This is a genomic window from Rhodococcus sp. DK176 (assembly GCF_038447315.2).
Classification (GTDB): domain Bacteria; phylum Actinomycetota; class Actinomycetes; order Mycobacteriales; family Mycobacteriaceae; genus Rhodococcus_F; species Rhodococcus_F jostii_A.
On the sequence record NZ_CP118321.2, the window covers coordinates 5,224,588 to 5,238,362 of the forward strand.

General features: G+C 66.4%; 15 protein-coding genes. 7 read left to right on the forward strand and 8 right to left on the reverse strand.

Features of this window, described 5'->3' with window-relative positions; genetic code table 11:
* Nucleotides 1-145: 145 nt before the first annotated feature.
* Nucleotides 146-1,255: a type IV toxin-antitoxin system AbiEi family antitoxin domain-containing protein gene (locus PSR88_RS24715; RefSeq protein WP_016883924.1), complete on the reverse strand. Its 1,110-nt coding sequence runs from the start codon at nucleotides 1,253-1,255 to the stop codon at nucleotides 146-148.
* A gap of 86 nt (nucleotides 1,256-1,341) precedes the next feature.
* Nucleotides 1,342-2,064, reverse strand: a complete 723-nt coding sequence (locus PSR88_RS24720) for an FABP family protein (RefSeq protein WP_037197635.1) — start codon at nucleotides 2,062-2,064, stop codon at nucleotides 1,342-1,344.
* Nucleotides 2,065-2,306: 242 nt separating this feature from the next.
* On the opposite strand from PSR88_RS24720, the gene PSR88_RS24725 reads away from it, so the two are divergent.
* Entirely contained in the window at nucleotides 2,307-3,599 is a 1,293-nt protein-coding gene (locus PSR88_RS24725; RefSeq protein ID WP_016883923.1) for a cutinase family protein, read from the forward strand.
* 68 nt (nucleotides 3,600-3,667) lie between these two features.
* Here the strand turns inward: PSR88_RS24725 and PSR88_RS24730 are convergent, their stop codons facing one another.
* From PSR88_RS24730 to PSR88_RS24750, 5 genes are all read right to left on the reverse strand, one after another.
* Complete coding sequence (locus PSR88_RS24730) at nucleotides 3,668-3,973, reverse strand: DUF1416 domain-containing protein (protein WP_005244353.1); 306 nt, start codon at nucleotides 3,971-3,973, stop codon at nucleotides 3,668-3,670.
* 3 nt (nucleotides 3,974-3,976) lie between these two features.
* Nucleotides 3,977-4,813: a sulfurtransferase gene (locus tag PSR88_RS24735; protein WP_009477918.1), complete on the reverse strand. Its 837-nt coding sequence runs from the start codon at nucleotides 4,811-4,813 to the stop codon at nucleotides 3,977-3,979.
* Nucleotides 4,814-4,880: 67 nt separating this feature from the next.
* Nucleotides 4,881-5,333, reverse strand: coding sequence for a DUF4395 domain-containing protein (locus PSR88_RS24740; RefSeq protein WP_016883922.1), 453 nt, complete (start codon nucleotides 5,331-5,333; stop codon nucleotides 4,881-4,883).
* A gap of 237 nt (nucleotides 5,334-5,570) precedes the next feature.
* The gene (locus tag PSR88_RS24745; protein ID WP_016883921.1) at nucleotides 5,571-6,047 is read right to left on the reverse strand and encodes a thioredoxin family protein; all 477 of its coding nucleotides are present in this window, start codon (nucleotides 6,045-6,047) and stop codon (nucleotides 5,571-5,573) included.
* Nucleotides 6,044-6,823, reverse strand: a complete 780-nt coding sequence (locus PSR88_RS24750) for an LmeA family phospholipid-binding protein (protein ID WP_009477921.1) — start codon at nucleotides 6,821-6,823, stop codon at nucleotides 6,044-6,046. The genes PSR88_RS24745 and PSR88_RS24750 overlap by 4 nt, the downstream gene beginning before the upstream one ends.
* Before the next feature lie 205 nt (nucleotides 6,824-7,028).
* Between PSR88_RS24750 and PSR88_RS24755 the strand changes: the two genes are divergently transcribed.
* From PSR88_RS24755 to pstB, 6 genes are all read left to right on the forward strand, one after another.
* On the forward strand, nucleotides 7,029-7,787 hold the full coding sequence (locus PSR88_RS24755; RefSeq protein WP_009477922.1) for a winged-helix domain-containing protein: 759 nt from the start codon (nucleotides 7,029-7,031) through the stop codon (nucleotides 7,785-7,787).
* Nucleotides 7,784-8,701: a mycothiol synthase gene (gene mshD / locus PSR88_RS24760; RefSeq protein WP_011597161.1), complete on the forward strand. Its 918-nt coding sequence runs from the start codon at nucleotides 7,784-7,786 to the stop codon at nucleotides 8,699-8,701. Before PSR88_RS24755 ends, mshD begins: the two co-directional genes overlap by 4 nt.
* A gap of 214 nt (nucleotides 8,702-8,915) precedes the next feature.
* Nucleotides 8,916-10,034: a phosphate ABC transporter substrate-binding protein PstS gene (gene pstS, locus PSR88_RS24765; RefSeq protein ID WP_011597162.1), complete on the forward strand. Its 1,119-nt coding sequence runs from the start codon at nucleotides 8,916-8,918 to the stop codon at nucleotides 10,032-10,034.
* A 67-nt stretch (nucleotides 10,035-10,101) separates the two neighbouring features.
* Nucleotides 10,102-11,175 (forward strand): phosphate ABC transporter permease subunit PstC, encoded by a 1,074-nt coding sequence (pstC, locus tag PSR88_RS24770; RefSeq protein ID WP_029539592.1) that lies wholly within the window; start codon nucleotides 10,102-10,104, stop codon nucleotides 11,173-11,175.
* A gap of 3 nt (nucleotides 11,176-11,178) precedes the next feature.
* Nucleotides 11,179-12,087, forward strand: coding sequence for a phosphate ABC transporter permease PstA (pstA, locus tag PSR88_RS24775; RefSeq protein WP_011597164.1), 909 nt, complete (start codon nucleotides 11,179-11,181; stop codon nucleotides 12,085-12,087).
* Nucleotides 12,088-12,130: 43 nt separating this feature from the next.
* Nucleotides 12,131-12,907: a phosphate ABC transporter ATP-binding protein PstB gene (pstB, locus tag PSR88_RS24780; RefSeq protein WP_007301060.1), complete on the forward strand. Its 777-nt coding sequence runs from the start codon at nucleotides 12,131-12,133 to the stop codon at nucleotides 12,905-12,907.
* Between the two features lie 155 nt (nucleotides 12,908-13,062).
* Here pstB and phoU read toward each other — a convergent pair whose 3' ends face one another.
* Nucleotides 13,063-13,761, reverse strand: coding sequence for a phosphate signaling complex protein PhoU (gene phoU, locus PSR88_RS24785; protein ID WP_011597165.1), 699 nt, complete (start codon nucleotides 13,759-13,761; stop codon nucleotides 13,063-13,065).
* Nucleotides 13,762-13,775 lie beyond the last annotated feature (14 nt).

Here is a 13,775-nt window from a genome sequence, read left to right on the forward strand (position 1 = left end):
ACGGAATTCACTGACCGCGCGAGCGGCGAGCGAATCCCAGGCAGCTACCCGGCCCCCGAGCCCCCGGTCTGGTCCAGACCGGACCCGGTGCACACGCACCGGAAGGCTCGGGGGCCGTTGTGCGCTCCGCGCCCGTGAGTACTTATTAACCGCCCGTGGTTAATAAGTACTCACGGCAGCGCGGGCACGGATTCGGACCACTCCAGCCGCCCCGCTCGAGCACCGTCCGCACCTCGGCCGCGACGTCGCACGAGCGCTGTGTCACCTCCTCCCAGCCGTAGACCAGCGTCGCCTTGCCTGCGAGTTCCGCCGCGTTGCCGCGACGGCGATCGCGCAGAGCCACCGACCGCGACGAGTGGTACCGCAGTCCGTCCAGCCGCACGAGGAGCGGAACGCCGCTGTCCGAGTAGTCGACATCCTCGTAGAGGGTTCTTCCGTCGACCAGAACAGGCGACTGTCGTCGGGCGGCCGGTAGTCCGTGCGCGAGTTCCACGTCGACGGCGTATCGGTGCTCGAGAATCGACTGGACTCCGCCGGAGACGAACGTCAGAGCGTCGGTCAGAGCCTTGCGGTATCTGCGCGGTGGACGCTGCTCGATCCGTCGAAGAAGTTCGTGGACCGGAATGTCGCTGCCGGTGACCGCCGACACGAGGAGCCGTGCGGCCGCGACCGCCGACGGCTCCGCGACAGCGAGATCGACGACGGTGTCGGCCCGGGACGTTCGAGGCGGAAGCGTCGGGACGAGGATGTGGGCGTGCGCACGGGATCGGTGCACCACGACCCCGGGGTGCAGGAGATCGCCCTCGCGGGGAACGGGACGGTCGGATCGCCGGCCGACCTTCCGATACGTCGGTCCCTGCGGCTCCGCAGACAATCCGTAGGGCACGGTGACGTGAATCGGCCCGTCAGGGTCGACGGGCATCAGCCCCCACTCCTCGGCGGCCGTCCGATGGCTGAGAATCGCTCGGGGGCCGCCGAACAGCAGTGCCGCCCACAGTCTCATCGGCCGGTCGAGCGGACCGTTGGTGACGGCGTAGACGCCGTGCAGAACCGCCGACCACTGGCCGGACTCCACCATGTGCTGAATCTGCCGGGTCGAGATACCCAGTCCGCGCAGTTGCCGGGCCGTGACGAGGCCGTGCTGATAGTCGAGGACTGTTTGGAATTCGGGCCTGAAGTCGATCGTCGCAGTCGTCATGGTCGCGACGGTGCGCACGCCGACCGACAGGATTCGCCCGAAACAGGCCGATCTCAACTGACCTGTGGATGAACCTCAGGTTGTGGATAACCCGAGCCGTGAGTACTTGTCAACCGCCCGTGGTTAATAAGTACTCACGGGCGCTAGCCAACGTAGCGGGACAGACGCGCGGAGAGGTGGGGACGCAGCTCACCGTCGGCGATGATGCGTTCCTCGACGTAGGCGAGGTCGCCGCCCTCGACGATGCCGTAGAGACGCTTGGCGCCGCCGACGAGAACACCGGAGGTGCTGCGGATCACGACGTCGGTCGCGAGTTCCCACGACGACTGTGTGAGGGCCTGACCGTAGAACAGTTCGACGATGCCGGAGCTGTGGGCGAGGAGGAGTTCGACGACTTCCTCGTTGGTGCTGCCGGGGATGCCGTCTCCGCTGATCCGCCAGAAGCCGGTTTCGTGGAGGTCGGGGCGCACGTATTCGCCGTCGGCGTCGAGGACCCAGGTCTGGGATTCCCACTTGAGGTAGTTGCCACCGTTGTGGGAGACGATGATCTGCTGCCCGAAGGGGTAGTCGCCCGTGTCGGGGTCGTGGCCTTCCCCTTCACCGCGCCACACACCGACGAGGGGCAGTACTGCGAGGAGTTCGTTGTTCAGATCCGGGCCGAGGCGCAGATTTGCGGTGTCCTCGGGCAGCGGAAGGTCCGGAAGCTGCGGGATGTTCCGCGCCGCCGTCGTCTTGGAACGCTCGATGGCGTCCGCGACGGCAGCGTCACCGCTACCACGACGCACGGCGGGGGTGTCCCCAGCGGGCGCGCTCGTAGTCGGGTGCTCGGAAGGCGGATCTGCGCCTGCGTCCGGGTTCTGACTCACGACTCGTCGGTGACCAGGCGGTAGATCGTGTAGAGCGAGAACCACGTGATCAACACGGCGGCAAGGACAAGAAGTACCTCGAAGAAGATAACCACGGGGACATCCTAAACCGAACTCGTCGAACGGTCGAAACGGGAGGCGACTTACCGTGACTGCGGCTACGGTTTCTCGAAGGCGACCACCAGGTCGGTTCCGAACATCCTCATGCGGTCGTCTCGTCTCCCGTCCCTCCCGGAGGTCCCATGCTTCGATCGAGTACTGCCGTCGCCGGTCCGGTGCGGGCCGCGATCGCGGCGACGGCGCTGCTGCTGAGCGTGTCCGCGTTCGGCGCTCCCGGTCTTGCCGTCGCCGCGCCCGACACCGGTAGCGCGGGTTCGGGGAGTGCCGACACGGATCGTGTCGATCCGAACAACTACGCCGCCGACTGCCCCGACGTGATGATCGTCGCCGTGTCCGGCGCCACCGACTCGACGGCGGACCGCAACCCTCTGGCGGACGAGAATCGGCAGCTCTGGTCGAACTGGGTGGGCAACGTGACTGTGCCGACCGGCGAGGCCAACAAGGACGATCCGGGAACGGTGGGGTGGATGTACGTTCCCTACCCGTCCACGTACGGTCTTGGTCTGCTGCAACCTGTTCCGACATACCAGGATTCGATGGCCGCGGGTGTCGCGTCGACCAACAGGATCCTCGACGAGAACAAGACGAAGTGCGGCGACGACACCAAGTACGTACTGCTCGGGTACAGCGTCGGTGCCGAGGTGGTCGAAAGGGTGTCGCGCGAACTCGGCCACCGCGACAGCAACGCTCTGGTTACCGCTGACGACATTGCCGGCGTCGCGCTGATCGGCGACCCGTACCGTCCCGCGGGCACCCCCTCGATGGGCGAACCCGGCCCGCCCGGAGGCGGTTTCATGTCTTCCGGGCCTGCCGACTACGGCGCTCTGGACGGCAAGATCACGTACGCGTGCCGCCCGTACGACATCGCCTGCGACGCGCCGCGGGAGATCGCCGTCCTCGAACTGGCACTCGGGGTGCTGGGACAGATGCACTTCACCCTGCTGAACCCGGGCCAGACGGTCTCCGACTTCGCGAATGCGGTGACGAACATGGCGGCGCGGTCGATTGTGCACATCGTCACACACGAAGACTGGTTCGTCTCCGACGAGTCCTTCCTCGACGTTCTCCGCAAGGTCGCCGACCGGACCTACGACCCCGACGGCCCGGACCGGAACATGCAGGTGTCCCAGGAGCAGATCGTCGAGGCGCTCAACTGGGCGATGGGTCCCGGTTCGGAGGTCGTGCAGGCGAAGCTCGCCGACGAGGGCCCGGGGTTCGTGGAGGACAACAGGGACGTCTTCGAACTGGTGATCAAGCCGTACATCTTCTTGGGCTTCATCCAGCACCTGTTCTACTGGAACAACAATCCGAACGACCCCTGGTACTGGGAGAGCGAGAAGGTCGTGGACTGGATCACGGCGCTCGCGCAGTCCGAGAAGGGCGGCGAGACCATTCCAGCGGCACCGGGCAAGTAGAGTCCGCACGACAGAAGGGCCCCGCTCCGGATGCGGAGCGGGGCCCTTCTGGTGTCGTCAGCTGGTGATTACTCGCCGACCGTGACGTCGACGTTGTGCACGCCTGCGCTCGACGGGCTCACCGTCGAGGTGCCGTTGCCGGAGCTGGACAGTGCGCGCACGGTCCACTCGCCGGGAGCGGCGAAGAAGCGGAAGTCTCCGGTGCCCGAGGCGACGACCTCGGCGGTGAACTCTCCGCCGCCGTCGAGGAGACGCACGAACGCTCCACCGATCGGCTGGCCGTCAGCGGCGAGAACGCGGCCGGTGATGACCGTTTCCTTCTCGACGTCGACGCCCGCGGGCAGGGTCTGGGTCTGTACAGGTGCTCCACACATGGCTCAGTGAACCTCCAACTCGATGGGTGCGCCGACGAGCGAGCCGTATTCGACCCAGCTGCCGTCGTAGTTCTTGACATCGGACTTGCCGAGGATCTCCTTGAGCACGAACCAGGTGTGGCTGGAGCGCTCGCCGATACGGCAGTACGCGATGGTGGGCTTGGACTCGTCGTAGCCCTTCTCCGAGTACAGCTTCTCCAGGTCGTCGTCCGACTTGAACGTGCCGTCCTCGTTTGCGGTGGTGCTCCACGGGATGTTGATGGCCGTGGGGATGTGTCCACGCTGCTGGGCCTGCTCCTGCGGCAGGTGCGCGGGAGCGAGGATCTTGCCGGAGAACTCGTCGGGCGAACGCACGTCGACGAGGTTCTTGCTGCCGATGGCGTCGATGACCTCGTCACGGAACGCGCGGATCGACAGGTCGGGGGCCTCGGCCTTGTACTGGGTGGCCTCGCGGGTGACGGTCTCCTTGGAGAGGGGACGCCCGTCGAGCTCCCACTTCTTGCGGCCGCCGTCGATCAGCTTGACGTCCTGGTGGCCGTACAGCTTGAAGTACCAGTACGCGTACGCCGCGAACCAGTTGTTGTTGCCGCCGTACAGAACGATGGTGTCGTCGTTGGCGACGCCCTTGGCGGACAGGAGATCGGAGAACTGCTGCTGGTTCAGGAAGTCACGACGGACGCCGTCCTGCAGGTCCTTCCGCCAGTCGAGGCGGATGGCGCCTTCGATGTGGCCGCCGTCGTATGCGCTGGTGTCCTCATCCACCTCGACGAAAACGGTCTTGGGGGCGTTGAGGTTCTGCTCAGCCCAGTCGGCGGAGACTAGGACATCGGAGCGAGCCATGGTGTTCCTTTCGATGTGTACTTACTTGTGTCGGGTGGATCGTGCAGTGGTTCTGGGTGTGAAACTTTCAGGCCGCCGTGCGGAAGCGTGCGATGAGTGGATAGATCTGGCAGCCGAGGCAGATGCCGAACGCAGCGTTGAGAAACGCCGCGAACAGGGCGAATGCGGTGGCCACGGCGCCGACGACGCCGGAGCCGGCGAAGAAGCCGACGGTGCCGACGACGGCGAAGACGAAACCGACGAGCTGCGCGAAGCGAAGCGGTGCGACGGGTTCGCGTTCACTCACCGGGGCGACTCGCGGCGCGACGAGGGTGCCGAAGATCCGGCCGTACGGGCTGCGTCGCGGCCCGGTGGCTGCGCCTGCCGCGAAGACGACCGCTTGCAGCGCCAGCAGAATTCCTGCTGCGACCAGCGAGAACGTCGACACGACGAGGACGGCGACGAGGACGGCGGTGGTGACCCAGGCGGCGAACCGGGGGCCACGAACGTCGACCTGCTCGAGCTCGAGTGTTGTGGACATGAGAAGTGCTCCTGCGGTGAGTCCTGAATGCTTGCCTGGCGCCGAACGACGACGGACGACGTCGTCATCGGGGGTTCGATCACGTGCGCGGAATCCGCGGTGTCAGCAGAAAGCGACAGCCCTGGTGATCAGCAACAGGTACAGCAACAAGCCCCGAGGCGGCACAGGTCAACTGTGCGGCGACGGGTGAGCATGAGCTCGTGGCTGGATTGCACGACGACGAGTTTACCCGGTTCTTCAGGAATTTGAAGCCGGGGGCCGGGTGAGGGGTTCCAGCGCGGCCCGCAGGTCGGTCGCGGCGGGCACTCCGGACACCCGGAAGCGTTGCTGCAGGTCGGCGTCGAGAATGAACGTCGTCGGCAACGACAGAACGCCGAGTTCCTTGGCGAGAGCGGGATACTCGTCGATGTCGACCTCCACTTCGACGGGAGGTTCCGGCTCACCTGCGAGGTCCGCGACGACCTGTCCCACCACCCTGCGCACCGCCGCGCACGGTCCGCACCAGTCGGCGGAGAAATGGAGAACGGTGGCCCGTCGAGGGTGCTCGGGCGACGCCGGCCCGACGCCCGCCGCCTCGAGGAGTAGCCGTCGCTGGTCGGTCACGACCGCGGTCGTCCCGCCGGTACTCCGGACCGTCCCCTGGCGGCGTTGCCAGACGAGCCCGAACGCGACGGCGGCGAACAGTGCGATCAGTAACAGTGTGATTCCGGTCATCGGCTCTGCAGTTCGTTCAGGTCGATCGTGACGTTGTTGCCGACGCCCTCGATGACGATCTGCGAGCCTTCCGCGTAGACCTCCGTCGGCTGGACGCCGAACGGTAGTTCCCGGGGGTCGATCGTCCGGGTGAAGAGGCCGAGGATCGCGGGGGCGAGGGGTTCGGGGATGGTGAAGTCGGCGTGGCCTTCGGGGCCGAAGTAGAAGTCGCTGGCGACGATCTTCACCTGACCGCTGTCGAGAACCAGGTCGGCCTGCACGCTGACCGTGGTTTCGATGGGCCCGACGGGGACCGTGCCGGTGAGGACGACGCCGCCCGCGGTCGGCATCCCCGAGCCGCCGGAGCCGCCGGTGCCGTCCGACTTACTGGCCGGCGGGGCCGAAACCTGCAGGTCGGGGATGTCGAGGAAGCGTCCCAGGTCGGTGGCGTCGATGAGCATGCGGCCGGAGAGGTGATCGACCGGAAGGGTCTTCACGGAGCCGTCGACGAGGTCGGACAGCGGCGCGGAGACACCCAGGAGGGTGGACTCGACCGTCACCTCACCCACGACGTCACTCTGTACTCCCTGCGCGCGGATCTCGATGTTCTCGTACTTTCCGTCCCACGCCTGGTTGAGGAACGGAAAGCCGTGAACCGTCACCTCGGGATCCGCTGTGAGGGACGCGCCTGCCCGCAGTTCCCGCGACACCCGGTACTCCGCGTAGGCCGCCGAACCGAAGTCGACGACGAGACCGAGAGCCACGAGGAAGACGATTCCGATGATGAGTTTCCGCACGGCCCCATTGTGACGGACACCGGTCGGGGGAGTGTCGGTGCGACCTCCGCGCCGCTTGCCGGGGTTCGGTGCAACGAACGCCGACGGCGGCGCGCTACTCTGTCACCGACAAAAGTGTCGATACCTTCAGTGTCGATCTACCTGGACCGGCGGATGAACGATCCGTCGGCCGGCCGGGTACGACGGCGACGAGATGGGAGGCTGTGTGGAGCTACTGCTTCTTACCTCCGACCCCAACCCCGAGGCAGTGCTTCCTGCCCTCGCCCTGCTGGCGCATTCGGTGCGGCCAGCCCCGACGGAGGTGTCCTCTCTCCTGGAAGCGAGCTCCGCCGACATCGCCCTGGTGGATGCGCGCACCGATCTCGCGGCGGCTCGCGGCCTCTGCCGGCTGCTGGGCAGCACGGGTTCCGCGGTTCCCGTGGTGGCGGTGCTCACCGAAGGTGGCCTGGTGGCGGTCAATTCCGACTGGGGCCTCGACGACATCCTGCTCCCGGGCACCGGTCCGGCCGAGGTGGACGCCCGTCTCCGACTGCTGGTCGGACGCACCGGCGGCGTCGCCAGCCCGGAGGCCTCCGGCAAGATCACGCTGGGCGAACTGGTCATCGACGAGGGCACGTACACGGCCCGTCTGCGCGGCCGGCCCCTCGACCTCACCTACAAGGAGTTCGAACTCCTCAAATACCTGGCACAGCACGCGGGTCGCGTCTTCACCCGCGCGCAGTTGCTGCAGGAGGTGTGGGGTTACGACTTCTTCGGCGGTACCCGCACGGTCGACGTCCACGTGCGTCGTCTGCGCGCAAAGCTGGGCAGCGAGTACGAATCCTTGATCGGTACAGTCCGCAACGTCGGCTACAAGGCCGTCCGTCCCACCCGCAGCAAGTCGGGTGTGCCGGTGCCGCCCGTCGACGACCTCGACGCCGAGGATGCGGACTTCGAATCCGCGGAAGGGCCGGCGATCCAGTGAGTGCTTCGGTTCAGTCCTGGACTGATCGACTCGACGGCAAGCAGGCTGCGGACGTGTCCGCACTGCTCGAACGCGCGACGGCCGCGGACGGAACCGCGCCGGTGTCGGAGCAGGGTGTGCACGCCGTGTCCGGCGCCGGTAGCGACGGTGTCCGTCATCTCGTGGAGACCGACGCCGATCGGATCGTCGGGTACGCGCAGCTGCAGCCGGGGCGCGGGGATCATCCTGCGATGGCCGAACTCGCCGTCGACCCTGCGGCGCGTGGCCGCGGAATCGGTGGCCGGCTGGTCGCCGAGGTCCTGTCCGAGGGTGGTCCGGACGCCCGGGTGTGGGCGCACGGCAACCTGCCTGCGGCGCAGGCGGTGGCGCAGCGCCTCGGGCTGATCGGTGCGCGCGAACTCCTGCAGCTCCGGCGTCCACTCGCCGATGCGGAACTCCCTGAACTCGTTGTGCCGGAAGATATTTCACTCCGCGTGTACCGCGGCGTCGAGGACGATCCCGAGGTCCTGCGGGTCAACGCTGCCGCCTTCGCCTGGCATCCCGAGCAGGGGTCGTGGACCGAACGCGAATTGGCCGAACGCCGCGCGGAGGCCTGGTTCGATCCGTCCGGCCTGTTCATGGCGTTCGCCGCTTCGGACGATCAGCGGTTGCTCGGATTCCACTGGACCAAGGTGCATCCGAAGCAGGGCGACGAGCCGGCCATCGGTGAGGTCTACGTGGTGGCGATCGGCCCCGACGCCCAGGGACGTGGTCTCGGCCGGTTGCTGACGCTCGCCGGGCTGCACTACCTGCGCGACCGCGGGCTCGGTGCGGTGCTGCTCTACGTCGAGGGCGACAACGAATCGGCGCTGCACACCTACGACCGGCTCGGGTTCGAGCGGTTCCACACCGACGTCGCGTACGCGCGCGCCTGAGGTGCTCCTCTACTTCCGCACTCGTTGTTCGTCTCGGAAATGTGGACAAATGCGCGGTCTGTTCACCTTCCGTTCACCGATCGTGGTCCAACTGGACATTAGCTACCCCTAGGTTTCTCCGTGGGCAGCGCCGTGTTGCCTGGTGCAGATTTCAACGAAGCGCACCTCATGTCGCCGCCCGATCGCGGGCGAGACGGTATTTCCGGAGGACTAGGTGAATCTCAAGCGCAGTGGCGCCCTGCTCGGTGCAGTGGCCCTGGGTGCCATGACCTTGGCCGCGTGTGGCAGCGACAACAACGCGGCGTCGAGCGGCGTCGACGCATCGTCGTCCAACGCGACGTGCGAGGGCAAGGCCAACCTCTCCGCGGCCGGTTCCTCGGCCCAGAAGAACGCCATGGACCAGTTCGTCTCCACCTACATCTCCGTCTGCCAGGAAAAGGGCAAGACCGTCAACCTGGCGTACAACCCCAGCGGTTCCGGCGACGGACGGACCCAGTTCATCGCGGGCCAGATCGACTTCGCCGGCTCCGACTCGGCGATCAAGGCCGAGCAGGCCGAGCAGGCCAAGGCCCGTTGCGTCGGCGGCGAGGCCTGGAACCTGCCGCTGGTCTTCGGACCCGTCGCGATCGCCTACAACCTCGACGGCGTCGAGGACCTGGTGCTGAACGGTGAGGTGACCGCCAAGATCTTCAACGGCACCATCAAGAAGTGGAACGACCCGGCCATCGCCGCGCTCAACCCCGGCGCCACCCTGCCCGACCAGGACGTCACCGCCATCATCCGCTCGGATTCGTCGGGAACCACCGACAACTTCCAGCAGTACCTGACGGCCGCCTCCAACGGCGCCTGGACCACCGGTGCCGGTTCCGACTTCACCGGCGGAATCGGTGAGGGCGCCAAGGGTTCGGCCGGTGTCGCGCAGGCAGTGGCCTCCGCCCCGGGCTCGATCACCTACGTCGAGAAGTCCTACGCCGACCAGAACAAGCTTGCTGCCGCGCAGATCGACACCGGCTCCGGCCCCGTCGCGCTGTCCGACGAGTCCGCGGCGAAGGCCATCGAGGGTGCGCAGTTCAAGGGTCAGGGTGTGGGCGATCTGACCCTCGACCTCGGCTCGATCTTCGGTACCAAGGAAGCGGGCGCGTACCCGCTGGTGCTCGCCACCTACGAGATCGTGTGCTCGAAGGGCTACGACGCCGACACCTCCGCTGCGGTCAAGTCGTTCCTGACCAGCGCAGCCAACGAGGGGCAGGGCAACCTGGCCGAGCAGGGTTACGTGCCGCTGCCCGACTCCATGAAGGAGAAGCTGAACGCATCGGTCGCCGCCATCGGCTGATCGCACCGTTAATCGTTCGGACCCGCCCATGACTCGATATTCTGACCAGGAAAGATTGCGAGCGCAGATGAGTGAAGCGCACATCGAATCAGCACCTCGCGCCTCCGGCTCCGCTACCGGCGGAGTCGGGGTGGGCGGTCCGAACGGCACCCCGGAGGCCGAGTTGAGTACCACCAAGGCCGAAACCCCGACTCCGGCAGGTGCACCCCGCGGCAAGGCCGCCGCCAGGCCTGGGGATCGGATCTTCAAATCCCTCGCAACGACCTCGGCCGTCTTCATCTCCATCCTCATCGCCGCGATCGGCATCTTCCTGATCTGGCGCGCAGTTCCCGCACTGAGCCGGAATCAGGTCAACTTCCTCACCAGCCGCGAGTGGGTCACCCAGAACATCAACGCCATGGCGTTCGGTGTTCTCGACCTGTTCCAGGTGACGGTGCTCGTCTCGCTGTTCGCTCTGGTCCTCGCGATGCCGGTCGCACTCGGTATCGCGATCTTCCTCACCGAGTACTCGCCGAACTGGCTCAAACGTCCGCTGGCGTACGTGATCGACCTGCTGGCCGCCGTGCCGTCGATCGTCTACGGCCTCTGGGGTCTGCTGGTGTTCGCTCCCGCGATCAGGCCGCTTGCCATGTGGCTCAACGAAAAGCTCGGCTGGTTCCCGCTGTTCGCGACAGGAAGCGGTTCCATCACCGGCGGTGGCACCATTTTCACCGCAGGTATCGTCCTCGCCGTCATGATCCTTCCCGTCATCACCGCGGTGACCCGCGAGGTGTTCGTGCAGACTCCGACGCCCCAGATCGAGGCAGCGCTCGCGCTGGGTGCCACCCGGTGGGAAGTGGTGCGAACCACGATCATTCCGTTCGGCAAGTCGGGCTACATCAGCGGATCGATGCTCGGTTTGGGTCGCGCCCTCGGCGAGACCATGGCGCTCTACCTGATCCTGCGCACCACGTCGCAGCCCTTCGGATGGTCGCTGTTCGACGGCGGCGCCACCATCGCCTCCAAGATCGCCCTCGGCTACGCGGAATTCAACAACAACATTCAGGCCGGCGCTTACATCGCCGCAGGTCTGGTGCTCTTCGTGCTCACCTTCGTCGTGAACGCCGCTGCCCGCGCCGTGATCGCAGGAAAGAAGGACTGACCCATGACCGCGACACTCGACAAGCCGGTCAAGGCCCCCACCTTCCAGGGGGTCGGTGTCCGCCGACGCATCATCGATCTGACCGCCACCGTCCTCGTGACGCTGGCAGTGCTCGTGGCGCTGGTCCCGCTGGTGTGGGTCCTGGTCACCGCGGTCATCAAGGGAATCCCTGCCCTGACGTCGGCCACGTGGTTCACCCACTCGCTCAGCGGACTGACGTCCTCGGCGGCAGGCGGCGGCATCTATCACGCGCTGATCGGCACGATTCTGCAGGGAATCGTCTGCGCGGTGCTGTCCATTCCCCTCGGACTGTTCGTCGCGATCTATCTCGTCGAGTACGCCGACCGGAAGTCGCGGCTGGCGAAGCTGACCACGTTCATGGTCGACATCCTGAGCGGTGTCCCGTCCATCGTGGCCGCCCTGTTCATCTACGCCCTGTGGATCGCGACGTTCGGTTTCCCCAAGTCCGGCTTCGCCGTTGCGCTCGCCCTGGTGCTGCTGATGGTTCCCGTCGTCGTCCGCAGCACGGAGGAGATGCTCCGCATCGTTCCGCAGGACCTGCGCGAGGCGTCGTACGCGCTGGGCGTTCCGAAGTGGAAGACGATCGCCAAGATCGTGCTGCCCACCGCACTGCCCGGCATCATCACGGGCGTCATGCTGGCGCTGGCCCGGGTGATGGGCGAAACCGCGCCGCTGCTGATCCTCGTGGGTTACGCACCCTTCATCAATTTCAATCTGTTCGGTGGCGAGATGGGCACGCTGCCCGGCGTCATGGTCGCCGAGATGAACAACCCGACCGATGCCGGTACCAACCGCATCTGGGGCGCGGCGCTCACGCTGATTCTCCTCATTGCCATCCTCAACATCCTGGCCAAGGTCATCGGCCACTTCTCACAGGTGCGCAGCAAGTGACACATACACTCGATCTCGAACACCAATCAGTAGGGAGCCGGTAATGGCCAAGCGTCTGGATCTCAAGGACGTCAACATCTACTACGGCAAGTTCCACGCCGTCGCCGATGTCGGGCTGTCCGTCCCCCCGCGGAACGTGACCGCCTTCATCGGCCCATCCGGGTGCGGCAAGTCGACGGTGCTGCGTTCGCTGAACCGCATGCACGAGGTGACTCCCGGTGCGCGCGTGGAGGGTTCGATCCTGCTCGACGGTGAGGACATCTACGGTTCCGGCATCGACCCGGTCGGCGTCCGCAAGACGATCGGCATGGTGTTCCAGCGTCCCAACCCGTTCCCGACGATGTCCATCAAGGACAACGTGGTGGCCGGCCTCAAACTGCAGGGCGAGCGCAGCAAGAAGCGTCTCGACGAGGTGGCCGAGCGGTCGCTGCGCGGCGCCAACCTGTGGACCGAGGTCAAGGACCGTCTCGACAAGCCGGGCGGCGGACTCTCCGGCGGTCAGCAGCAGCGTCTGTGCATTGCCCGGGCCATCGCGGTCTCGCCCGACGTCCTGCTGATGGACGAGCCCTGCTCGGCGCTCGACCCGATCTCGACTCTCGCGATCGAGGACCTGATCACGGAGCTGAAGAAGGACTTCACCATCGTGATCGTCACCCACAACATGCAGCAAGCCGCGCGTGTGAGTGACCAGACGGCGTTCTTCAACCTCGAGGCCACCGGCAAGCCGGGCCGCCTCGTCGAGATCGACGACACCGAGAAGATCTTCTCCAACCCGACGCAGAAGGCCACCGAGGACTACATCTCGGGCCGCTTCGGATAGAGCGAGCACAACGAGAACGCCCCGGCCGTTACTGCGGTCGGGGCGTTCTCGTGTCTGCGGAAGGCGACCTCGGGTGACCTCGGCCGAACGAACGGGACGCTCGTACGGTCTGACCGTACGAGCGTCCCGTTCGCGCGAAAAGTGTTGGGGGAGTTCTACCGGTCGGGGTACGAGGTGAGGGTGTCGGCGTCGACGGCGGGCGTCTGGGTCTCGTCGGGCAGCTTGCCGGTGACGAGGAAGATCACCCGGCGGCCCACCTCGACGGCGTGGTCGGCGAAACGCTCGTAGAAGCGGCCGAGCAGGGTGACGTCGACCGCCGCGGCCACGCCGTGCTTCCACTCCCGGTCCATGAGGACCGTGAACAGGTGACGGTGGAGGTCGTCCATCGCCTCGTCCTCTTCACGCAGGCGCGCGGCCCGCTCCGGATCGCGCGTCTCGAGAACCTCGCGGGCAGCGGCGCCGATGGAGACGGCGATACGTCCCATCTCGGCGAAGTAGCCGTTGACCTCTTCGGGAAGCACGTGGTTGGGATGTCGGCGGCGCGCAATCTTGGCGACGTGGAGAGCCAGCGCACCCATGCGGTCGATATCGGCGACGATCTGGATCCCGCTGACGACCGAGCGGAGGTCGCCGGCGACCGGTGCCTGCAGGGCGAGGAGGGCGAACGCCCGCTCCTCGCAGATGGTGCTGAGCTCGGTGATCTTGTCGTGCTCGCCGATCACCTGCTCGGCGAGGGAAAGATCTGCCTGGAGCAGCGACTGGGTGGCTCGCTCCATGGCGACCCCCGCAAGCCCCGCCATCTCACCGAGCAAGTCGGCAAGCTCGGTCATCTGTTCGTTGTAAGCCACGCGCATGAGGTCACAGCCTA

Bases quoted from the DNA above. Each gene is read 5' to 3' on its own strand.
- PSR88_RS24725 (WP_016883923.1), top strand. From the start codon at position 2,307: ATGCTTCGATCGAGTACTGCCGTCGCCGGTCCGGTGCGGGCCGCGATC.
- PSR88_RS24730 (WP_005244353.1), bottom strand. From the start codon at position 3,973: ATGTGTGGAGCACCTGTACAGACCCAGACCCTGCCCGCGGGCGTCGAC.
- PSR88_RS24735 (WP_009477918.1), bottom strand. From the start codon at position 4,813: ATGGCTCGCTCCGATGTCCTAGTCTCCGCCGACTGGGCTGAGCAGAAC.
- PSR88_RS24740 (WP_016883922.1), bottom strand. From the start codon at position 5,333: ATGTCCACAACACTCGAGCTCGAGCAGGTCGACGTTCGTGGCCCCCGG.
- PSR88_RS24745 (WP_016883921.1), bottom strand. From the start codon at position 6,047: ATGACCGGAATCACACTGTTACTGATCGCACTGTTCGCCGCCGTCGCG.
- pstC (WP_029539592.1), top strand. From the start codon at position 10,102: ATGAGTGAAGCGCACATCGAATCAGCACCTCGCGCCTCCGGCTCCGCT.
- pstA (WP_011597164.1), top strand. From the start codon at position 11,179: ATGACCGCGACACTCGACAAGCCGGTCAAGGCCCCCACCTTCCAGGGG.
- pstB (WP_007301060.1), top strand. From the start codon at position 12,131: ATGGCCAAGCGTCTGGATCTCAAGGACGTCAACATCTACTACGGCAAG.
- phoU (WP_011597165.1), bottom strand. From the start codon at position 13,761: ATGCGCGTGGCTTACAACGAACAGATGACCGAGCTTGCCGACTTGCTC.